The following is a 22184-nucleotide window of genomic DNA, read 5'->3' as shown; positions in this document are numbered from 1 at the left end:
GATTCCTTGATTCAGCTGTTGTTGGGTTCAGTAGCGGATGTCAGCGGCAGGCGCAGCGTAAAGCAGGTGCCTTGGTCCGGCCTGCTCTGCACTTCCATCTGGCCCTTGTGATTGTTGGTGATGATGAAATACGAAACGGAAAGACCCAGCCCGGTTCCCTGGCCCACCTCCTTGGTGGTGAAAAAGGGCTCGAAGATTCGCTTGCGGATATGTTCAGGAATTCCGCTGCCATTGTCTTCGACCTGAATTTCGCACCAAGGCGGATTCAGCCGTGTGCGCAGGATGATCTGCCCGCGGCCTCGCTCCGGTTTCTGATGGATAGCCTGGGCGGCGTTTTTCAACAAATTCAGCAGCACCTGTTCGAGCTCGTTGGCGATACAGGGGACGCGGTCCACCAGGGAATCGAAGTCTCGAAGGATTTCAATAGAGCGGAAGTCGAAGCCGTCCATCAGCGCAAAGTCGTTGCCGGCAATCTCCAACGCCTGGTCAATAAGCACGGCCAGCGGGCACTCCGCCAGTTGCCGGTTGCTCAGGCGACTGAAACTCAGCATGTGGCTGACGATCTTGGCCGCTCGCGATCCGGCTTGCTGAATACCGTCGAGCAGTTGCGGGATCTCTCTTTGCTGCAGATACAGGTTGACGGCTTCCAGCGAGACCCCGGTATCCAGAGCGACATCACGGTTCCGCTCAAGCTCAAGCGATAGCCGCCGGCGGATGTTCTGTGCGTTGTGCAGGATGGCGCCGAGGGGGTTGTTGATCTCGTGCGCCATACCTGCGGCAAGGCTGCCTACCGAGAGCATCTTTTCCGACTGCACCATGATTTCTTCCATGTTGATCCGCTCGGTAATGTCGTCGATGCGGATCACCACGCCCCGACCGCCACCGCCCATCAGGGGGTAGAGCGTCAATGCATAATGCCGAGGCTCACCATTGAAGGCCCAGGTGACACGTTCGATCTTCTCGACCTGATGATGCTCGGATGTACGACGGATCTGAGTCAGGAACGGCCTTAGCGGCTCGAAGGCGATGAAAACGGGTTGGTTCAAGGCGTCATCGATTGTCGTTCCGGATAACACACTGGCCTGTTGATTCCACTGGGTCACGTAGAGTTGCTCATCGAGCGCAATGAGTACCGAGGGCATCGAGTCGATGATGCTGTTCAGGTAGTTCTGGAAGCCGGTGAGTTTCTTTTCGATCTTGCTGCGAACCTGGACTTCGAGCTCGAGCTTGCGGTTGGAATGACGTGTTTCCTCTGCCAGGCCTTGGGCGTGATCGAAGGCTTCCTGGGCATCGTCACGGGCGCGCTTGAGCTGCTGCTCGCGAGCCTCCATGCGCGATAGCATGGTGTTGAAGGCATCGGCCAAGTGGCCGATCTCGTCCCGGTTTTTCGGTGTCGCCCTGAGGGAATAGTCTTCTTCTCGGGTCACCTGGCGGGACAGGGCTTCCAGGTCGCGGATCGGCCGGGTAATCAGACGACGAATCTGCCGTGCCACCAGCGCCCATAGCAGCAGGCTGGCGAGCAGGATGGCGAGGCTGGCGGTCAAGGTGCCCGTGTAGAACGCGCCTGGCAGTTCGCTGCTGGCGACCATCAATAGATGACCTGATGGCCCCGCAGCCTGTGGCAGCTCGATCAACAGATTGGCGCGCATCTCGCTCTTCTGCCACTCCGGCAAGTCGCTCACCTGCTGCGGTAAGTCCAGCCGATCGCCACGATACAGTTCAGCCAGGCTGCGCCCCGTGCGGTCATACACCACAGCCGCCCGCAGCGGCGCGTATTCGTTCAGCTTCCCCAGCAGCTCGTCAGCAGCCGCTTTGGATTGCAGGGCGCGATCACTCAGCTCAGGTGTTGCGAATAGCGCCCCGAGCGTATGCATGGCCTGGGGCGCCACGCTCTGCCGCGATATCCAATAGGCCGCGCTGATAAACGTGAGGTTGGAGACCAGCAGCAAGGCCGCCAGCAGCACGAGCAAGGCGATCAGCAGCTTGCGGCCGACCGGAAGATTTTCAAGGCGCTGGCGCAGAGTCATGGCAGGCACGGGCGAAAGGTGTTTCTGCAGGGTAGCGGGGGCTCAGTCGGCGGGCAATCCGTGACAGCGCAGGAGCGTCTGGAGTCGCTCGAGCAGTTCGTTCAGCTCGGGTGTTGCGAGACCATGCTGACGTGCGGCCCGGCAAGCCTGCCCAAGCAGAAAGCCGACTTCGGTTCGGCGCCCGCTACGCACGTCCTGATACATCGATGAATAGTTTTGCGCGGTCGCCTCGATGATGCGCAACACTTCCGCCTCGAGCCCATCGGCGGCTGCGCGCTGGCCGCATGCCCGCAGCACCTCGCTGAGCTCGCTGCAGAGCCGGTGCAGCGGCTCGGGATGATTCAGCAATTCGCCGTTACGGCAATCGTTCAGCACGCTAAGCGGGTTGATGGCGCAATTGATCGCCAGCTTTCGCCAGAGTTTGGCCATGATGTCGTCCGCCCAGACGTACGGAATCTCCGCCATGTCCAGCTCGGCAAGCCAGGGCGGCGCTTGATGATTGACCGGATCGCCGAGCCAGTTCTGGCCCCGACCGGCATGCACGACTCGAAAGTCGGCCTGACGGTAAGCCCCTTCGGTGCTGGAAACGAAGATGCAGCGGCTCTCCGGCCAACGTGTCGCAATGGCCTGCTGGCTGCCCAGGCCGTTTTGCAATAGGAGGATTTCCGACTGTTTGGCAAGTCGCGGCGCTAGTTCCGCGACGGCGGCTTCTGCGTCATAGGCTTTGCAGGCGACCAGTAGCCGTTCTATCGGTGTCGTAGCCCCTGGTAGCTCTGCCGGTATTGGATAGACATGGCTCGCACCATTCTCGATCAGCGTAAGCCCTCCCGCGGCGTGGTACTCGGCAAGCCGTTGGGGATTACGCAGGATAATGCGCAGCGGCACGCCGGCGCGAAACAGGCGCGTCGCCCACAACCCGCCCAGGCTGCCGGCACCCAGTACGTGCCAGGTGTCAGCCATCAGGCGGGCTGCTTGTACCGCATGGGCACGATACGTCCCGTGGCGTATGCGTCAGGTAATAACGATCCAGCCTCTGCGATGACCCGCTTGGGATCGACCGGCAGCGCGCTTGCATCGAGGCTGATCATCGCGATACCGGCCTTGATTGAAATGAAGCCCTCGTCGGTCTTGAACGCCTTGAGGTTGAGTCCTTCATGCAGCCGCTTGAAACTGCTCGGAGCGCACGCGCGCAAGTCCTCAATCAGCGTCAGGACGCCGAAATGGCGATCGTCCAGGCGGGTGAGGACGTCGAGCGGGCGTACCAGTTGCTGGAGACGTCTCGCGATACCTCGCAGCAGGTCCTGATGAAACTGTTCACCGTAGCGTTCCCGTTGGCTGGGAACCTCCGGCAAGCCTATCAGCAGAAAGCACAGCGCACCGCCGCGGCTTTCGATCTGGCGCAAGCTGTCGCCAAGGCGCTGATGCAAGTAACGACTGTTTCCGAGCCCCGTGATCGGGTCGATCAGGTTGCGCTTTTCCAGACTGGCGATGTTTTCGGTCAATAGACGGTTTTCGCGCATCAGCCGTTGCAGTGAGCCGCACAGTCGATCGGCGGCAAACACCCTGGGCACGAGCTGGTCGTTCATCACCGACTTGCCGATGAAATCATCCACGCCGTGATCGAAGGCCTTGCTCAGCACGTCTTGGCCGTCGCGGCCGGTCAGGAGAATGATGTAGGTGTAATGATCGGACATCTCGTCCTGCTGGCGGACCTGAGCGGTCAGCTCCAGGCCGTCCATTTCCGGCATCAGCCAATCAGCGAGGAGAACATTGGCGGGGCGTTGTTCAATCAGCTCCAACGCCGCGCTGGCACTGTTGGCGAAACGAATGTCTTCGTACCCGGCCTTGCTGAGTGCGCGACCTATCATCACGCTGGAGAACTTGGCGTCGTCGACCACCAGGATGCTGAGTTGGGGGTTGGGCATTCACGGACTCGGAGAAGGAGAGGGGCTGCAACAGGGAATGGAAAGGCCTGAGCAGCGCGAACAGTTATAATGATGGCGCATTTGAACCGTCAAGCTAAGCGCGTTGGGTCACACCCTTGCGCCGTTTCCACAGGAGGAAGCCCATGCCCTCGTTCGACGTGGTGTCCGAACTGGACAAACACGAAGTAACCAACGCGGTAGATAACGCTGTCAAGGAACTCGACCGGCGCTATGACCTGCGTGGCAAAGGCAGTTTCGAATTCAAGGAACTGACCATCAATCTGACCGCCGACGCAGATTTCCAATTGGAGCAGATGTTGGAAATCCTCAAGTTGAGCCTGGTCAAACGCAAGATCGATATCCAGTGTCTGGAGCTGAAGGATCCCTATCCATCCGGCAAGACCGTCAAGCAAGAAGTGGTGCTGCGCGAGGGTATCGACAAGGAACTGGCTAAGAAGATCGTAGCGTACATCAAGGAGGCCAAGCTCAAGGTGCAGGCGGCCATCCAGGGTGAGCAGGTGCGTGTGACCGGCAAGAAACGCGACGACCTGCAGGAAGCCATCGCCCTGCTGCGCGCCAAGGATTTTGAAATGCCGCTGCAGTTCAATAACTTCCGCGATTGATCACCCCCCGGCACGTTCGTGCCACATCCCGCATTTGCCGAGCGGCCCTAGTTTGGGCGCTCGGTGCCCCCAAGGAGATTCCTTTTCAATGGATTTCAGTGTCGATTACCTGGGCGAGCTTTCCGAGGCCTGGTTGCCTGTGGTCGTTCAATACGGCGCACAAGTTACGCTGGCGCTTTTCACCTTCCTCATCGGTTGGTGGCTGATCAACAAGCTCGTCGGGAATTTGGGTGGCGTATTGAAGCGCCGCCAGTTCGACGCTTCGCTGCATGGCTTTATCGAGAGCCTGGCGAGCGTCATCCTCAAGGGACTTTTGCTGATCAGCGTTGCGTCGATGATCGGCGTCGAGACCACCTCATTTATCGCTGTAATCGGTGCAGCCGGCCTTGCGATTGGCCTGGCGTTGCAGGGCAGCCTGGGCAACTTCGCTGGCGGCGTGCTGATTCTGATCTTCCGACCCATCCGCGTCGGTGAGTGGATTGAAGCTCAGGGCGTATCCGGGACTGTGCACTCGATACAGATCTTCCACACCGTCCTCAAGTCTGCCGATAACAAAACCATCGTGGTGCCCAACGGCAGCCTTTCGAATGGCCATATCACCAATTATTCCCGCGAGCCGCGTCGTCGCGCGGACATCAATATCGGTATCGACTACGGCGCCGACATCAAACTGGCGCGCAAGATCCTGCTGGAGATTGCTGAAGATGAGCGTGTGCTGCGCGATCCGGAGCCGGTGGTCCATGTGGTCGCACTGGCCGACAGTTCGGTGAATCTGTCGCTGCGGGTGTGGGTCGCCACCGGTGACTTCTGGCCGGTGACCTTCGGCTTTACTGAGTTGGTCAAGGAGCGCTTCGACACAGCCGGAATCGGTATTCCATTCCCGCAGCGGGTGGTACACCTGGCCCAGCGTTAAGACCTGCTTTGCAAGATGAAAAAAGCCGGCAGTAGCCTGCTTTTTTCGTTAGCTATGTTCGGTCGAGGATATCGGCTCGGCGCTGGTGGATTGCGGGCGACTGCGTGTCCATTGCCAGACAATCAGTACCAGCGTCGGAATGCCGAGCAACGCAGTCACCAGAAAGAAGTTGCTGTAACCGAGACGCTCGACCATCACGCCCGAGTAGCCGCCCAATAGCCTTGGCAATAGCAACATCAACGAGCTGAGCAGGGCGTACTGGGTCGCAGAGAACTTCAGATTGGTCAGGCTCGAAAGATAGGCAACGAATGCGGTCGAGGCCAACCCGCCACTGAAGTTGTCGCATGAGATCGTGACGATCAGCATGTTGAGGTTGGCGCCCATTTCCACCAGCAACATGAACATGAGATTGGTCGCGGCCGATGCCGCACCGCCAATGAACAGAATCGGCAAGATGCTGAAACGCACGATCAGCAAGCCGCCAAACGCAGCGCCAAGCAGGGTCATGATTAAACCAAAAAGCTTGCTGACACTGGCGATCTGATCCTTGCTAAAGCCCTGGTCGATATAAAAGACATTCGCCATGACGCCCATTACCGTATCGGACATCCGGTAGGTAGCGATCAGTCCGAGCAGTAACAGCGCCTGCCAGCGATAGCGCAGGATGAAGTCGGTGATGGGCGTCAGCACCGGTCCCATCAGAATCCGCCCCGGCCCGGAGAGGCAGCCCCAGCAAATCAGCAGATACATGGTGCCGCGTGGCCAGTAGCCGCCCCAGTAGGACTGGAACATGCCGGTTGTAGACACCATGAGGATGATCAGAACGATCACCGATACGGCCTGGTGGACAAAATCGAAGCGTGCCGGGCGCTGGCGCTGACCAGCCTGTTGGAGCATCTGGCGCACCGGAACCATCAGCGACCGTCCCCAGGGTGACAGCGAACCGATGATGAACAGCAAATACAGCGTTGCACGTGGCCAGGCCTGGGCGATCAGTGCGTTGATCATCGCGGGAACGGAAATCAGCAGCACCAGCAGCAGGCCGACCGCAGCCATCTGATGGTTGAAGCTGAATCTGGACGGCCCATGAGGCAGCGGCGCGGCGCCTTGGGGTTCGGGAATCAACAGGCTGGTGACAAGGCCCGGCAGGATGAGGAGAGCAAAAGCGATATAGGTCGTGGCCCAGGCGGCCTGGCTGTATTCGACGTTGCTAGAGCCCAGCCACTCGGCTAAAAACAGTGCCCCGGCGCTGGCCAACAGCATGGCGACGCGATAACCGGTCATGTAGCTCGCGGCCAGCGTGGCCTGCAATTTGTCCTCGGCGATTTCCAGCCGATAGGCATCAATGGCGATGTCTTGCGTGGCCGAGGCGAAAGCCACCGCCACGGCCAGTGCGATCAACATGGTCAGGTTCTGTTGCGGATTGCACATGGCCATGCCGATCAGGCCGATCGCGATGACCGCCTGCGACAACACCAGCCACGAGCGTCGCCGGCCCAAGCCGCCAATCCAGGGCAACCGCCACTGGTCGAGCATCGGCGACCAAACCCATTTGAACGCGTACGCCAGGCTGATCCAGCTGGCAAAACCGATGGTCTCGCGAGACACACCCGCCTCGCGCAACCATACAGAAAGCGTGGAAAAAACCAGGATCGCAGGAAGCCCGGCAGCGAAGCCAAGGATCAGCAGAGTCAGTGAGGCTGGACTGGCATAGGCGGCTAGCGCGGCGCGCCAGGTTTCACGGGACATAAAAGCAAATCAGGGACAGAACATGAAGCGCGCACTCTACCCGCTGTGCTCCGCCGAATGCCAGCCGTGCCGACGTATGTCGACGCGGTCATTGACCACCTGCACACCCTCGGCGCGAAGTCGGGCACGTTGCTCCTCGCCGGAGACGGTTCCGGCGGCCAGGCTCAGGCGACCGCCTGCGCCCATCACCCGGTGCCAGGGCAGACGCGTATCGTCAGGCAACTGTGACAGGACCCGCCCGACCCAACGTGCGGCACGGCCCAGCCCGGCGACGGCGGCAAGTTCGCCATAGCTGGTGACCTTGCCTTCGGGGATCTGCGCCAATGCCAGATATAACGCGGCACGTCGGGTTTCGGCGTCACCGGTGCGGGGATCGCTGTGCGCTGCATCAGAGGGCTGGCGCGTCATGCAAAGGCTCCATTAGTGATGAGGCTGGTGGTGATTCGAGGCTCCGTTTGGCGGCCAGCGCTTGTTGTCTTGGGGCGCATAAGGATAATGCCTGCCTTTCTCTTATACCCGCAGACGCCCTCTTGCCTATGTTCTCCCGACCGCTCTCACGAACCCTGCTTTGCGTAACTCTTTCGACGCTTTCTCTGCCGACATTTGCCGACACCGTGTGGCTGAAGAACGGTGATCGCCTGACCGGCAAGATCAGCGTGCTCGATGGCGGCAAGCTGCTCATCGAAACCGAGTACGGTGGCTCCATTCCGGTGAAATGGAGCCAGGTCGCGACACTGGAAAGCAACCAGCAGTTGCTGGTCAAGGAGGACGATGCCTCTGGCGAGGTCGCGAAATCACTACAAGCGGCCGATGACGGCATGGTCACGCTGAGTAATGGTGGCGCGCCGCGTACGGTCCCGCTCAAGTCGATCACCCAGATTATCCATCCGAAGCCACTCATTCAGGACCTGACCTGGAAGGGTAACGTTGACGTAGCGCTGGACTACAAACGTGCCGAAACTGATACGGATGACTATGACATCTCGTTCAAAACCTCTGCGCGCCATGGCCTGTGGCGTCACAACGGTTCCGGCGCCTACAACCGGGAGTACCGCGACGGTGTAACTGCCACCGATAACTGGGAGGCTGAGTACGCGCTGGACCGCTTCCTCGATGAGCACTGGTTCTGGCAGGGTCGCTTGGAATACAAGCGTGACAAGATCGAGGACGTTCGGCGTCAGCGCACTGTGGGTACAGGTCCGGGTTACCAGTTCTGGGACAACGAACTGGGCGCGTTCTCGCTGGCATCGCTGGCCAACCGCAGTGACTACGAGTTCGCCAACGGCAATACGGAGCAGTTTTACTCGCTGGCCATGAAGTGGAATTACAACCGTTATCTGGTGGGCAAGACCTTCGAGATATTCAGTAACGGTGAGATCGGCAAGCCACTGGAAAATGTCGCCGACTATCAATTCGACGCGGAAATGGGGCTGCGTTACAAAGTGACCGACTGGGCGTCGCTCAACATGAAGGCCGAGAAGGACATCGTCAGCGGTGCGGAGAACGATATGGACGAAACCCGCTACAGCATCGGATTCGGCGTGGGCTGGTAAGGCTTATAGCGTGATCGACCGGGCGCCTCAGTGCGCCCGGTTTCGTTTCTGGTGTTCTACAGCCGCAAGCCTCCGTCGAGCTCCAGGATGCGTCCGGTGTAGTAGTCGTTCTCGAATATGTAGGCCACCGAGTGGGCAATCTCCTGCGGTTTGCCCAGACGCTTCAGCGGAATCCCGGCAGTCATTTTCTCCAGCGCTTCGGGTTTCATGCTCGCGACCATTTCCGTTTCGATGAAGCCGGGTGCAACACCGGCCACGCGGATGCCGTAGCGCGCCAGCTCCTTCGCCCACACCACGGTATCTGCAGCCACGCCGGCCTTGGCGGCCGAGTAGTTCGCCTGGCCCATGTTGCCGGCACGGGATATCGAGGAAATGTTGACGATCGCGCCCTGGCGCTTCAGCTCAACCATCTTCGCGGCGACCTCGCGGGTGCAGAGAAATACGCCGGTGAGGTTGACGTCGATCACCGCCTGCCACTGCGCCAGGCTCATCTTCGACAGTTCGCCGTCCTTGAGTTTTATGGTGAGCCCATCGCGGAGAATGCCGGCGTTGTTGACCAAGCCGTCCAGGCCACCAAAGTCGTCGCTGACCTGGCTCACCATGTGGCTAACCTGCTCTTCGTTGGCGACATTGCACAGGTAGGCGCGTGCGTCACCGCCAGCGTGCTTGCAGGCTGCCACGGCTTCATCCAGCCGATCCTGATTAAGGTCGACCAGCGCCAGGCGGGCGCCTTTGCTGGCAAGGTACTCGCCCATTGCGCGTCCGAGCCCTTGGCCACCGCCGGTGATAATGATGACCTTGTCTTTCAGCTGCATGCCTATCTCCTATCTATGCCTGCCGACGTCGGTAAACGACGTCCGCTGACGAAACCGTTATGCTGATGCCCTGCCGAATCGTCCCTGTTGAGGAACACCCGTGAGCGTTCAAGCCGCCAAGCATGCCCGACAACTCCTGCTCAAGGAATACCGCGGCGTGCTCTCGACTCACTCCAAGGCCATGCCCGGATTTCCCTTTGGCTCAGCAGTCCCTTACTGCTTGAACGAAGAAGGCTGGCCGCTGATCTTGATCAGTCGGATCGCCCAGCATACGAAGAATCTGCAGGCAGACCCGCGCTGCTCTCTGCTGGTCGCCGAACATGGCGCCGAGGATGTGCAGGCAACCGGCCGGCTCACCCTGCTGGCCGAGGCGGTGCCGCTCACGGACGAAGCAGCGGTCGGCGCCGCGGCCGAACGCTATTACCGTTATTTCCCGGAATCGCGCGATTACCACCGCGTCCACGACTTTGACTTCTGGACATTGCAGCCGGTGCGCTGGCGCTACATCGGCGGCTTCGGCGCGATCCATTGGCTGGATCAGGTGGCATTGGCTAATCCGTTTGCACGCGCAAGCGGTGGCGAGGTCGACATGCTTGACCACATGAATCTGGACCACAGCTCGGCGATTGCTCACTACGTTCACCAGGCAGGCCTGCCGTCTGCCCCGGAGGCGCGCATGATAGGAATCGATAGCGAAGGCTTTCACCTGAGCATCGGTCAGGCCATTCACTGGTTGGCATTTCCGGATAGCTGTACCAGCCCAGGCGCCGTGCGACAGGCACTGGTGGCGATGGCTCGTCGCTGATTAATACTCGCGTAAGCGCAGCGAAGAATAATCCGGTTACAGCCTATCTGGCGGATGGGTTGAATTCGCTGCAGCCCGCCGTCATCTACACGAAATCGGAAGCCGTTCTTCCGCCAAGGATTATCGATGCGAATATTCTTACTGCTGTTTCTCCTGTTTCCGCTGGCCGAGCTGGCGTTGCTGATCAAGGTCGGCAGCTCCATCGGCGTGTTGCCCACCATTCTCCTGTTGGTCATCAGCGGCATGGCCGGCATCCTGCTGATGCGTCTGGCCGGATTTGCCACCGCCTGGCGTGCACGCGAGCGGTTGGCTCGCGGTGAGTTGCCGGAACGGGAAATGCTCCAGGGCTTGATGATGGCTCTTGCCGGGGGGTTGTTGTTCCTGCCCGGATTTCTCAGCGATGTCGTCGCACTGCTGGTGCTGTTTCCACCGACGCGCAAACTGTTCCTCGGCTTTGTCGGGCGGCGTGTCGAGGCGCAGGCTCAGCGTCGCCGAGCCTTTGCTGACGATCTGCGCCAGCAGCAGGAACACCGCGACGGGCCACAGCGGCCTAACGTCATCGAGGGGGAGTGGGAACGTCGCGACAAGTAGGTCGCATCCGCTCCAGCAAGGCATGCCATGGCATGCCTTTTTATCTTCTGTAAATGCAAAAAATCATCGTCCCGCCCTTGAAATCATTTTTGACGCCCGCATGTAGCGGTCACCGCAAGGTCGCTGTCGCATTTTGACAGTCCGTCTTCTGCGGCTCGCATTGCGGGCCGCAACCGGCACCGCCGGATTTGCCAACCCGCCGATGAGAATGCATCGGCATGGAAACCACTGTACTAGGAGAGATCGACAATGAAGCTTCGTCCTCTGCATGACCGCGTCGTAATTCGTCGCAGCGAAGAAGAAACCAAGACCGCAGGCGGCATCGTGCTGCCGGGCTCCGCTGCCGAGAAGCCAAACCGTGGCGAAATCGTCGCTGTAGGCACTGGCCGCGTTCTGGACAACGGCGAAGTCCGTCAGCTGGCCGTCAAGGTTGGCGATCAGGTTGTATTCGGCCCTTACTCCGGCAGCAACACCGTCAAGGTTGACGGTGAAGACCTGCTGGTGATGAGCGAGAACGAAATTCTCGCCGTCGTCGAAGCCTGATCAGCGCTCGTTTTTAGCGAACAGCGTTCCATCAACAGAATTTGAGGAAGAATCAACATGGCTGCTAAAGAAGTTAAATTCGGCGATTCCGCTCGCAAGAAAATGCTGGTTGGCGTCAACGTCCTGGCTGACGCGGTAAAAGCGACCCTCGGCCCGAAAGGCCGTAACGTCGTGATCGAGAAGAGCTTCGGCGCTCCGACCATCACCAAGGATGGCGTTTCCGTTGCCAAGGAAATCGAGCTGAAAGACCGTTTCGAAAACATGGGCGCGCAGCTGGTCAAGGACGTTGCTTCCCGTGCCAACGATGACGCGGGCGACGGCACCACCACTGCTACCGTTCTGGCTCAGTCGATCGTCAACGAAGGCCTGAAGGCTGTCGCTGCCGGCATGAACCCGATGGATCTGAAGCGCGGCATCGACAAGGCGACCATCGCCATCGTTGCTGAGCTGAAGAACCAGTCCAAGCCATGCGCTGACTTCAAGGCCATCGCTCAGGTTGGCACCATCTCCGCCAACTCCGACAGCTCCATCGGCGCGATCATCGCCGAAGCCATGGAAAAAGTCGGTAAAGAAGGCGTTATCACTGTTGAAGAAGGCTCGGGCCTCGAAAACGAACTGTCCGTCGTAGAAGGCATGCAGTTCGACCGTGGTTACCTGTCCCCTTACTTCATCAACAAGCCGGACACCATGGTGGCCGAACTTGACAGCCCGATGCTGCTGCTGGTCGACAAGAAGATCTCCAACATCCGCGAACTGCTGCCGGTGCTGGAAGGCGTTGCGAAGGCCGGTCGTCCGCTGCTGATCGTTGCCGAAGACGTTGAAGGCGAAGCCCTGGCGACGCTGGTCGTGAACAACATGCGCGGCATCGTCAAGGTTGCTGCGGTCAAGGCACCTGGCTTCGGTGATCGTCGCAAGGCCATGCTGCAGGATCTCGCCATCCTGACCGGCGGTACCGTGATTTCCGAAGAAGTCGGCCTGAGCCTGGAAACCGCTACCCTGGAGCATCTGGGTAACGCCAAGCGCGTCGTACTGAACAAGGAAAACACCACCATCATTGATGGTGCTGGTCAGCAGGTCGACATCGAAGCTCGCGTTGCGCAGATCCGCAAGCAGGTCGAAGACACCACTTCCGACTACGACAAAGAGAAGCTGCAAGAGCGTCTGGCCAAGCTGGCTGGCGGTGTTGCCGTGATCAAGGTCGGTGCCGGTACCGAAGTCGAAATGAAAGAGAAGAAAGCCCGTGTCGAAGACGCGCTGCACGCAACCCGTGCTGCCGTTGAAGAAGGCGTGGTCCCTGGCGGCGGTGTCGCTCTGGTCCGTGCACTGCAGGCGATCTCCGAGCTGAAGGGCGAAAACGCCGATCAGGACGTGGGCATCACTCTGCTGCGTCGCGCTGTCGAAGCACCGCTGCGCCAGATCGTCGCCAACTCCGGTGGCGAGCCAAGCGTTGTGGTCGACAAGGTCAAGCAGGGCAGCGGTAACTACGGTTACAACGCTGCGACCGACGAGTACGGCGACATGATCGAGATGGGTATTCTCGATCCGGCCAAGGTAACCCGTTCTGCTCTGCAGGCCGCGGCTTCCATCGCCAGCCTGATGATTACCACTGAAGCGATGATTGCTGAAGTGGCTGATGACAAGGCTGCTGGCGGCATGCCGGACATGGGCGGCATGGGTGGTATGGGCGGTATGGGCGGCATGATGTAAGCCACCCGGCTCCCGCTGTAGAAAGCCCCGCCTAGTGCGGGGCTTTTTTATGCCCGTCGTTTCGGTTGATCCGACCGTGGCGTATGCAGTCGCCTCGGCTCCTGTGGCCTCTTTAAGAAATTTGATCCATTTGTCTTTTTTTCAGGCGCGTTGGCAGTACGTCGTCTATGGTGACTTTCTCGATTCACCAAATAACAAAGGCTTGCGCAATGAAACTTGAAATTGCTCGAGGAGTATTCCTAGCCGGCTCGCTCGGCGTCGCATCATTGTGTGCGGCGGCATGGAGCGAACCGGATGCCAGAGTTGTTGCCCAAAGCGACCAGAGCAGCCACTGTGCGGTGCCGCGTATTGCTCGCGCAGAGATACAGAACACCCAACCTGATCAGGATTTGCTGCTGTTCATGTACGGGCTGTCGCAGAGCCTTGTAGGGCGCAGTTGAGTCGATTCCACCTCTACGTTGCCCGTTTGACGTTGACTGACACTATCGACGGTTAATCTCCCGTCGCCGCGTTACCGGCACGCTCAGGGCTTGCCAGCATCGTATAGACGGCTGGTAGCACGAATAACGTGAACAAGGTGCCCACGGTCATGCCCGTGGCGATCACCATTCCTATATCGAAACGACTTACCGCACCGGCCCCGCTGGCCAGGATCAGCGGAACCATGCCAAATACTGTCGCGGCAGTGGTCATCAGGACCGGTCGCAAGCGTATCGCTGCGGCTTCCTCGACAGCCTCTCGGCGGTTTAGTCCCTGTTCACGACGTAGCTGATTGGCGAACTCGACAATCATGATCCCGTGTTTGCTGATCAATCCGATCAGCGTCACAAGTCCGACCTGGGTATAGATGTTCATGCTCGACAGGCCGAGAAACAGGGGAACCAGCGCTCCACAGATGGAAAGTGGCACCGTAACAAGGATGACCAGCGGATCGCGGAAGCTCTCGAATTGCGCCGCCAGGACCAGAAAGATGATGGCCAAGGCGAGTGCAAAGGTCATATACAGGGCGTTGCCTTCCTGGATGTACTGGCGCGAGGCTCCGGCGTAGTCGATGGTGAACCCCTGCGGCGCCTCCTCGCGAGCGATGCTGCGCAACGTATCGATGGCCTCGCCCATGCTGACGATGGGGAAGCCCTGGATGGTTGCGGCATTGAGCTGCTGAAACTGGCTCAGCTGAGTGGGACGGGCGCGGTCACTGACAGTGATGAGTGTGGACAAGGGCAGCATTTCGCCCTGATCGTTCTTCACGTAATAGTTGCTCAGCCAGCCTGGGTTGTCTCGGTAGGCCTGTTCGACCTGCGCGATCACCTTGTAACTGCGGCCTTCGATGGTGAAGCGGTTGATCTCGCTTTCGCCAAGCAGTGTCGCCAGGGTCATGCCGAGGTCTTCCATCGTCACGCCCATCTGTGCGGCCTTTTCGCGGTCGATATCGACGACGATCTCGGGCTTGTCGAATGCCAGGTCCACGTCGAGAAAGGCGAACTTGCCCGAGGCCTGGGCTTTCTCCTTGATGCGCTCGGTCACCTGCAGCAGCGACTCGTAATCGGATGCCGTATTGATCACGAACTGGAACGGCAGGCCTTCGCCGGTACCGGGCAGGGAAGGCAGGTTGAAGCCGAAGACCTGCAAGCCTGGGATCTTGTCGATTTGCGCCTGAACCTCGGGCAGCACCTCCATCTGCGTCCGCTCTCGCTCGTCCCAGGGCGTCATCAGGAAGCCCCCGATGCCGCTTTGGACGCCGTTGAAGCCGTTGATCTGAAACCAGGAGTAGTACTCGGGAAACGTTTTGAAGATGGTCAGGAACTGATCGGTGTAGGCGTTGAGGTAGTCGAGGTTGGCCGTCTGCGGCGCGCTGGCCATCATGAAGATGATGCCCTGGTCTTCTTCGGGCGCCAGCTCGCTTTCAGTAAAAGTGAGCAGGGCGGGAATCAGCCCGAGGACGATCAGTGCAAACACCAACACCACCGGCCGGGTGTCCAAGGTGCCGTGCAGCGCCCGTTGATAGCGAACTTTCAACCGGTCAAAGATCAGGTCCAACCGATGGGCCAGCCCAGTCGGGTTCTCTTCATGACGCAGCAGGCGAGAGCACATCATCGGCGATAGCGTCAGCGCCACCACGCCGGAGATCAGTACCGCTCCAGCCAGCGTCAGCGCGAACTCCTGAAACAGCGCGCCCGTCACGCCTTGAAGAAAACCAATGGGTGCATAGACCGCCGCCAGGGTGATGGTCATGGTGACGACGGGCATGGCGATCTCCCGCGCGCCGTCGATCGCCGCCTGGAACGGGGTCTTGCCGTCTTCAATGTGCCGATGGATGTTCTCCACCACCACGATGGCATCGTCGACCACCAGGCCGATCGCTAGCACCATGGCCAGCAACGTCAGCAGATTGATCGAGTAGCCCATGGTCTGCATGAAGAACATCACACCGATCATCGACAGCGGAATGGTGACCACCGGGATCAGCACCGAGCGCAGCGAGCCGAGGAACAGGAACACTACGACGATTACGATCACCACGGCCTCGGCGAGGGTTTTTACCACTTCGTCGATGGACGCCTGGATGAAGCGGGTGGCGTCGTAGGCGATGGTGACCTTTAGGCCGGGTGGTAGCTGCGACTCGATTTCCGGCATGACGGCGCGTACTTCGCTGATCACATCCAGCGGGTTGGCGCTCGGGGTGCCCTTGACGCCGATATAGACCGACGGAATGCCGTCGAACGAGCTGATAGCGTTGTAGCTTTCAGCACCCATCTCGACCCGCGCCACATCTCCGAGCAGCACGCGGCTGTCGCCCTGGGTCTTCAGCGGAATGGCGGCGAAGGCTTCCGGGGTCTTCAGTTCGGTATCGGCGTTGATGCTGGTGACAACGTACTGCCCCTTCACCTCGCCGGCTGCCGAGAGGAAATTGTACTTGCGCACGGCCTCGTTCACGTCCCCCGCCGAGAGTCCGTAGGCGGCGAGCTTGACCGGGTCCAGCCACAGGCGCATGGCGAATACCTGATTGCCGAGGATCTCCGCCTCGGCCATGCCGGGGAGGGTGGCCAGCTTCGGCTGGATGACGCGCGACAGGTAGTCGGTAATCTGCGGGTTGCTCAGTTGTTCGCTGTAGAAACTGATGTACATGAGCGCCGTGGAATCAGCGGCTTGCTTGTTCAGCACTGGGTCTTCGGCGTTCTGCGGCAACTGGTTCTTCACCGAATTGGCCTGGCTGAGCAACTCCGTGTAGAGCCGGTCGGTATCGGCACCAATTCGCGCGTAAACCGAGATGATCGATACGTTCTGCTGGCTGACCGAGGTCATGTAGTCCACGCCTTCGGCGCTGGCCAGGCTCTGCTGCAGCGGTTGGGTAATGTAGCCCTGGATGGTTTCCGCGTTGGCGCCCGGATAGGCGGTGGTCACCGTGATCAGCGCACTTTCCATCTGCGGATACTGGCGAATCACCAGGCTGTTGAAGGCCTGGAAGCCGAGCAGCACCAGCAGCAGGCTGATCACGCTGGCCAGCACCGGACGGCGAATGAATGGATCGGTAAAAGCCATGCGATCAATGTCCCTTTAGGAGCCTTAGCGGGCCTCGGACTCGAGTTCGAGGGTGCGCTTTCTGGCGATGGCGACGTGGGCGCCGGTATCCAGCTTGAGCTGGCCCGCAATCACCACCTGCTCGCCAGCGTCGAGCCCTTCGAGGACCATCACACGACCGTCGCGCCGCTCTCCGGTTCTGACGAAGCGCCGCTCGACAACCAGATAGGGTTCGTCGCTCTCGGTCGCCGCGGTGCCTTTCTCGGGTTCGGGAGGCTGACCTTCCTTCACCACCAGTACCGAATTGCCATACAGGGTGTAGGTGATCGCGGTTTCCGGTACTACGATCCGATTTTGCTCGCTGGGCAGCAGCACCTGCAGATTGGCAAACATGCCTGGCAGCAGACGCTCACCGGGGTTGGCCAGCTCCGCGCGGACCTGCACGTTACGGGTGGTGATTTCGACCTTGGGGTTCAGGGCGATGATACGGCCCTCGAACTGCTCACCGGGGAAAGCGGCTACCTGCACGTGCACGCGTTGATCGATGGCGAGCAGGGGCACTTGTTGTTCGGCCAGGTAGAAGTCGACGAACAGCGTCGACAGGTCCTGCAGTGTGGCAATCGGTGTGCCGGCGGCGACGAAGTCACCGACGTCTACCTGGCGAATCCCGATGGTTCCGGAGAAGGGCGCAAGAATGCGCTTCTTCGCCAGGCTGGCTTTCAACTGGGCGACCGTGGCGCTGGCTTTCTGCGACTGGGCGTTCAGCCGATCGAACTCGCTGCGTGAGATGGCTTGTCCCTCGATCAGGCTGCGGGCTCTCTGAAATTCCACTTTGGCCAGATGCAGGTCCGCTTCCGCGGCGGCCAGGCTCGCCTGTTCGAGCTCGCTGTCGAGTAGCACGATGGGCTGACCCTGCCGCACTTTCTCACCCGAGCGGAACTGCACGTCGCTGATCGTTCCGGCAATTTCCACCGACAGGTCGATGCCCTGCGATGCGGTGAGCGTGCCAATGGCCGGTAGCCGGCTCTGCCAAGGTTCCATTCTGGCGGCGACCACTTCGACGTTGATCGGCGGCTTTGGCGCCTTGAATTGCTGAATCTGTGAGTAGATCGAGTTGAACTTGAGGGCGGCAAGGGTCAATACCACAACGATCACCGCGCCAAGCATCAGCAGCATGCGGCGCAACATTTTTCCGTATTCCTTGGAGTGATGAGCCGGCTGCCATGGCCGTGGAACGTAGCAGCCGTATCGAATACACCAGCCGAGGCCTGGCGCAGTTACGCACCGCTCAGGGCGCTTTGATCCAGGCCTTGGCGCAGAGGGAGAAAGGAAGTTAGCCGCGAACTGGGTGCAAGTAAAGCGGGATATCACGCTTCGTCTGAAGGTAAGGGAAGGGACGCTAATGGCGCCCCTGACCCCTAGTTACCTGTCGACAAAATTCCACCTGGCCCTGAATGGGCAGCGCCGTATTGCTGTGATCAACCGGCCAAGCGGTGAGTGACTTCGCTGAGCTGAGCGGACAGCCCATGCAGGTTCTGGCTGGCTTTCTCGGTGCGCTCGACGTTGTCTTGATTGGTTGTGGCGATGGCGGTGATCTCGGTCAGGTTGCGCGAGATGTCCTCAGCGACCGATGTCTGTTCCTCTGCAGCGGTCGCGATCTGACGGTTCATGTCGCGAATCGCTTCCACCTCCAACGTGATGCGCTGCAGCATGCCGCCCGCTTCTGTGACCTGCTCAACCCCTTCATCGCTGCGAGCCTGGCCGTTTTCGATTGCCCGCACTGCATCCACGGCGCCCGTCTGTACGGTGTCGATGATGTGGTGGATTTCCGCCGTGGAGTCAGCGGTACGCTTGGCCAATGTGCGAACCTCGTCCGCCACCACGGCAAAGCCGCGGCCAGCGTCACCGGCACGGGCGGCTTCGATGGCAGCGTTCAGCGCGAGGAGGTTGGTCTGGTCGGCAATGCCGCGAATCACGTCCAGCACCTTGCCGATACGGCCGCTGTCGGCCTCCAGCCGGCGGATGACACTAGCGGTATTGCTAATCTCGCCGCGCATGTGGGTGATCGTTTCGATCGTCGAGCGCATCATGGCCTCGCCTTGTTGCGCAGAGTGGTCCGCCGCGTCTGCAGCATGCGCAGCGTCGGCTGCGTGGCGCGCAACCTCTTGCGCGGTGGCAGACATCTCGTGCATCGCTGTTGCCACCTGATCGGTGCGGGAAAACTGCTCGCGAGTACCTTGTCCCATCAGGGCCGCAATGGCGTTGAGCTCCCCGCTGGCGGTGTCCAAATCTGATGTGCTGCGCTGCAAACGGGTGAAGGTATCGGCGAGAAAGTCGCGCAGCACGTTGGCGGCTACCGCAAGACGACCGAGCTCATCGGCGCGGCTGGTGTCCACACGCTCTCTGAAGTTGCCCTTGCTGAGATTGGCAACATGATCGATCAGATGGCGGATCGGATTGATCAGGTTGCGATTGACCAGCCAGGCGCTGAGCAGGCCGATCAACACGCCAGCGGCTAGCATGATCAGGGCCCCAACGGTGATGGTCCGGTCTGCCGCCTGGCTGATGGTTTCCGAGCTGCTGAGGGCCGATTCGCGTAGCCGTGCGACCAGGGCGCTGAGTTGCTCGCTGGTGGCGCGGTCAATGCCTTTGACAGCCGCGTCGCCGGCAACCGGATCCGCACCGGCCGCGATGAATGCGTCACGTCCCGCGCGATAGGCCGTGCCAAGTTTCAGGTGTTCGTCACGCAAGCTTTGTATCTGGCCGGCCAGCGCGGGGTCGCCCTGGCTGGCTTGTATCAGCGTGCCAAGCAGCGCCTGTACCTTGCGTTCCTGCTCCTCGAAACTTTGCCAGTATTTGGTCAAATTTTCTGGAGACTTGCCGCGCAGCAAGACGTTTTTCCACTCCTGGACTTGAACTTTGAACTCGAGGTTGGATTGATCGATGAGGCGTGAGGCTTCGATCGGGCCTCTGAGAAGACGTTGGTATGCCCCGATGTCATCGGAGAGAAACGAAAAACTGGCGAGCGCGATGGCCAGCATCAACAACAAACTGCCGCCGATCAGCGCGAGCAGCTGGGCACGCAGGGATTTTTTCAGGAACATCTGGGCGTTCTCGTATCGAAAAGGATGCGCTTGCCCTGGGGGCAAGTTTCCAGCGGGCAGTCAGGAGACTGTTCGCTCGCCGGCTTTTCGGCCGCTTTCTTCGATACTTGAAGGCGTTCAGACCAGTCGCAGATGATTGTCCCAAAGCCCTGCGGGTAGCTGCAGCGGGGTACTGACGACCTGTTTGCCGGCGCAGTCGAGGAGGCGGCAGCGACCCTGGCCTGAGCTGACAACAAAACCTTGTTCGACTGCCGCGACGCCAGCACAGTCCGGTAGATGGATCTCTTCACGCAGCGCTGCTGTATCCAGGTCCCAGATGAACACCTTGTTGCCACGGGGCGCGGTCACCGCCAGCAGGCGTAGGCTGTCATTGATCGCCAGGCTGGCGGTGTACTGGTTCATGGTCTGGCGTTGCGATTCACCCAGCGGGAACGCCTGGAACGCCTGACCGGGGCGCTTGATCGCCAGCAATGGCACCGAATCCATCGGGTCGCCTTCATATTGTTGGCCTGACACCACCGTGCCGTCCGCTGCCACCGCAAGGTGACGCACGCTGTTCATCTGCTCGGGTAATTGTTCCTTGCTGATCAGCGTGCCGTCGCGGTGCAACAGCACCAGGCTGGGCTCCATGGCGTGAAGATTCATCATCTCCCGGCTGTCGGCCTCGGTCCGGATGCCGCCATTGGCGATCACCAGCGTCTCGCCATCGGGCATCCATAGCAGTTGGTGAGGGCCGATACCATGGGTCGAGCGCTCATCGCTCCGTATCAGTTGGCGGTCCTCGACGCGGTAGACGCCAAGCACGCCGCGACCGGCTTCGGCGGTATCGTTTTCGGTGGTATAGAACCAGTCGCCGCTGGAGTGAAATACACCGTGGCCATAGAAATGGCGGTCCGGTGGGGACGCCAGTACCTGTAGTAGCGTCCCGTCACGGCTGTCGATGAGGTAGCTCTCACGGCTCGGTCGACGCCCGACGAACACTGCAAGCGGCAAATGCGGATGCGCGTAGACATCGTGGCAGCGCTCCTTGACCGGCGTGGCAAATACTTGGCTGCCATCGAGCCGGTAGCCGACCGCATAGTGGCGACCATCGGCATCGTTACGCGCCGAGAGCAGCAACGGTTGTTCGGTGTGATGCGTCAACGTCCAGCCGCCAACGGCTGACGCGGCGGCCAGCGCACTGCCCAGACCCAGGAAAGCACGGCGTTTCATGGTCAATCTCCGTCGTGGGCGTTGAAGCCGATCTGCACCCCGAGGGCGCGCGCCAGCTCGGTCTGATGCAGGCGATGCAAGGCATCAATGTCCTGGTACAGCGCATCGAGACGTGCTCGACCGGCTTCGTCGGCAATCAACTCGCTGAACGGCAGCATGATATCCACCAGATGCTGGCGCGCCGTTTCGTAAGCGACATCGATGCGCTTGGTCAGCTCAGCCTGTTCGGCCGGCACCAGCGCCTTCAGGCCGTTCCCATCCGTGCCCAGCCAGAGCTGCTGAGCGCCGGCGAGCGCGGCATCGATGCTGGGAAGTGTCGCGTCGCTGCGCCAGGCTTCGGCCTGGAACGGCTGTGGAAAACCTTTGCTCTGCCGGCCCAGCGGGGCGCCGAGTTTTTTCTTCAGGCCGTCCAGTGCAGTGACTTGGACACGCAGCAGATCGGCGATCGCCTCGGTCGATTCGGCGTAGCGCTCGTTGGGAAACTCGCTCAGCTGTGCGGCCATGCCGTCTTTGGCTTCCCATGCCAACAGCATGTCGGCCGCGAGCTTTTGCTGATGCTCACCAATAGCCTGCAGCAGAGGGCAGTAGCGCGCCTTGGTCGCGCTGTCGGTCAGATCGACGGCCTTGTCGTAGAGCACGTATTCATAGGCGGATAGCCCTTGCAGGACGACGCTGCCATTTTCCAGATCGGCCTGGGTCAGCTGCGGCTTCTTTTTCAGCAGTGTGGTGACCTGCCGACCGACCAGGTTCTTCTTGTCCGGCCAGAACTGTACTTGCCAGGCCCGGTTGCCTTCGCCCATCGGCCCGATTAGCAAGGGCTGCAATCCGGCCCAGGCCAGCTGCGCCTGCAGAAATGCCTGACGCGCGTCGGCTAGTTCTTCATTGTTTGCGCAGAAGGCGATGCTGCTGGCTGCCATACGGCGGTTGGCTTCGGCCCAGCCGGCATAGGCCGGCAACAGGACCTCGTCGGTCAGTGCCTGGCTCGTCTGGGCGTATGGATCGGATGGCGCACAGGCACCTAATAGCAGGCCCAGTGCGGTGGCAGTGACGGCACGGAAGATTCGGTTGGGGTACATGTTGCTCCTCAGGGCTGGGCAC

General features: G+C 60.2%; 19 protein-coding genes. 8 read left to right on the top strand and 11 right to left on the bottom strand.

The window, feature by feature from the left end:
* Nucleotides 1-11: 11 nt before the first annotated feature.
* From ACQKIK_RS14090 to ACQKIK_RS14080, 3 genes are read right to left on the bottom strand one after another with little or no spacing between them, the layout of a single operon-like run.
* Nucleotides 12-2027, bottom strand: coding sequence for a sensor histidine kinase (locus ACQKIK_RS14090; protein WP_499136382.1), 2016 nt, complete (start codon nucleotides 2025-2027; stop codon nucleotides 12-14).
* Nucleotides 2028-2069: 42 nt separating this feature from the next.
* Nucleotides 2070-2987 (bottom strand): putative 2-dehydropantoate 2-reductase, encoded by a 918-nt coding sequence (locus ACQKIK_RS14085; RefSeq protein WP_499136381.1) that lies wholly within the window; start codon nucleotides 2985-2987, stop codon nucleotides 2070-2072.
* A complete protein-coding gene (locus ACQKIK_RS14080) occupies nucleotides 2987-3952 on the bottom strand; it encodes a response regulator (protein ID WP_045425001.1) in 966 nt (321 codons plus the stop codon). Before ACQKIK_RS14080 ends, ACQKIK_RS14085 begins: the two co-directional genes overlap by 1 nt.
* Nucleotides 3953-4095: 143 nt before the next feature.
* Between ACQKIK_RS14080 and ACQKIK_RS14075 the strand changes: the two genes are divergently transcribed.
* A complete protein-coding gene (locus ACQKIK_RS14075) occupies nucleotides 4096-4575 on the top strand; it encodes a YajQ family cyclic di-GMP-binding protein (protein ID WP_045425002.1) in 480 nt (159 codons plus the stop codon).
* A gap of 88 nt (nucleotides 4576-4663) precedes the next feature.
* Complete coding sequence (locus ACQKIK_RS14070; protein WP_499136380.1) at nucleotides 4664-5488, top strand: mechanosensitive ion channel family protein; 825 nt, start codon at nucleotides 4664-4666, stop codon at nucleotides 5486-5488.
* 48 nt (nucleotides 5489-5536) lie between these two features.
* Here the strand turns inward: ACQKIK_RS14070 and ACQKIK_RS14065 are convergent, their stop codons facing one another.
* On the bottom strand, nucleotides 5537-7237 hold the full coding sequence (locus tag ACQKIK_RS14065) for an AmpG family muropeptide MFS transporter (RefSeq protein WP_499136379.1): 1701 nt from the start codon (nucleotides 7235-7237) through the stop codon (nucleotides 5537-5539).
* A gap of 36 nt (nucleotides 7238-7273) precedes the next feature.
* Nucleotides 7274-7645: an MGMT family protein gene (locus ACQKIK_RS14060; protein ID WP_463309533.1), complete on the bottom strand. Its 372-nt coding sequence runs from the start codon at nucleotides 7643-7645 to the stop codon at nucleotides 7274-7276.
* Between the two features lie 128 nt (nucleotides 7646-7773).
* Between ACQKIK_RS14060 and ACQKIK_RS14055 the strand changes: the two genes are divergently transcribed.
* Nucleotides 7774-8790, top strand: coding sequence for a DUF481 domain-containing protein (locus ACQKIK_RS14055; protein ID WP_045425007.1), 1017 nt, complete (start codon nucleotides 7774-7776; stop codon nucleotides 8788-8790).
* Between the two features lie 56 nt (nucleotides 8791-8846).
* Here the strand turns inward: ACQKIK_RS14055 and ACQKIK_RS14050 are convergent, their stop codons facing one another.
* The gene (locus ACQKIK_RS14050) at nucleotides 8847-9605 is read right to left on the bottom strand and encodes an SDR family oxidoreductase (protein WP_064480455.1); all 759 of its coding nucleotides are present in this window, start codon (nucleotides 9603-9605) and stop codon (nucleotides 8847-8849) included.
* Nucleotides 9606-9705: 100 nt separating this feature from the next.
* On the opposite strand from ACQKIK_RS14050, the gene ACQKIK_RS14045 reads away from it, so the two are divergent.
* The 5 genes from ACQKIK_RS14045 (at nucleotide 9706) to ACQKIK_RS14025 (ending at nucleotide 13691) form a co-directional block, all read left to right on the top strand.
* On the top strand, nucleotides 9706-10410 hold the full coding sequence (locus ACQKIK_RS14045) for a HugZ family pyridoxamine 5'-phosphate oxidase (protein ID WP_499136378.1): 705 nt from the start codon (nucleotides 9706-9708) through the stop codon (nucleotides 10408-10410).
* Between the two features lie 126 nt (nucleotides 10411-10536).
* Nucleotides 10537-11001 carry an FxsA family protein gene (locus ACQKIK_RS14040; protein WP_045425010.1) on the top strand — a complete coding sequence of 155 codons (465 nt, stop codon included), beginning with the start codon at nucleotides 10537-10539 and terminating at the stop codon, nucleotides 10999-11001.
* 249 nt (nucleotides 11002-11250) lie between these two features.
* On the top strand, nucleotides 11251-11544 hold the full coding sequence (locus ACQKIK_RS14035) for a co-chaperone GroES (protein WP_019340746.1): 294 nt from the start codon (nucleotides 11251-11253) through the stop codon (nucleotides 11542-11544).
* 57 nt (nucleotides 11545-11601) lie between these two features.
* Nucleotides 11602-13251 (top strand): chaperonin GroEL, encoded by a 1650-nt coding sequence (gene groL / locus ACQKIK_RS14030; RefSeq protein ID WP_127839924.1) that lies wholly within the window; start codon nucleotides 11602-11604, stop codon nucleotides 13249-13251.
* Nucleotides 13252-13460: 209 nt separating this feature from the next.
* Complete coding sequence (locus ACQKIK_RS14025; protein WP_081262947.1) at nucleotides 13461-13691, top strand: hypothetical protein; 231 nt, start codon at nucleotides 13461-13463, stop codon at nucleotides 13689-13691.
* 52 nt (nucleotides 13692-13743) lie between these two features.
* Here the strand turns inward: ACQKIK_RS14025 and ACQKIK_RS14020 are convergent, their stop codons facing one another.
* The 5 genes from ACQKIK_RS14020 to ACQKIK_RS14000 form a co-directional block, all read right to left on the bottom strand.
* On the bottom strand, nucleotides 13744-16791 hold the full coding sequence (locus ACQKIK_RS14020) for a multidrug efflux RND transporter permease subunit (RefSeq protein ID WP_499136376.1): 3048 nt from the start codon (nucleotides 16789-16791) through the stop codon (nucleotides 13744-13746).
* Nucleotides 16792-16815: 24 nt separating this feature from the next.
* Nucleotides 16816-17958, bottom strand: a complete 1143-nt coding sequence (locus ACQKIK_RS14015) for an efflux RND transporter periplasmic adaptor subunit (protein WP_499136375.1) — start codon at nucleotides 17956-17958, stop codon at nucleotides 16816-16818.
* Between the two features lie 290 nt (nucleotides 17959-18248).
* The gene (locus ACQKIK_RS14010; protein ID WP_499136373.1) at nucleotides 18249-19874 is read right to left on the bottom strand and encodes a methyl-accepting chemotaxis protein; all 1626 of its coding nucleotides are present in this window, start codon (nucleotides 19872-19874) and stop codon (nucleotides 18249-18251) included.
* 117 nt (nucleotides 19875-19991) lie between these two features.
* A complete protein-coding gene (locus tag ACQKIK_RS14005; RefSeq protein WP_499136372.1) occupies nucleotides 19992-21086 on the bottom strand; it encodes a DUF1513 domain-containing protein in 1095 nt (364 codons plus the stop codon).
* A gap of 2 nt (nucleotides 21087-21088) precedes the next feature.
* Nucleotides 21089-22162: an imelysin family protein gene (locus ACQKIK_RS14000; protein ID WP_499136371.1), complete on the bottom strand. Its 1074-nt coding sequence runs from the start codon at nucleotides 22160-22162 to the stop codon at nucleotides 21089-21091.
* Nucleotides 22163-22184: the final 22 nt, after the last annotated feature.

The organism is Pseudomonas sp. NPDC047961 (assembly GCF_050272435.1).
Lineage (GTDB): Bacteria > Pseudomonadota > Gammaproteobacteria > Pseudomonadales > Pseudomonadaceae > Stutzerimonas.
The sequence above is the reverse complement of the archived record's forward strand: the minus strand, read 5'-3'. Positions and strand labels throughout refer to the sequence as shown.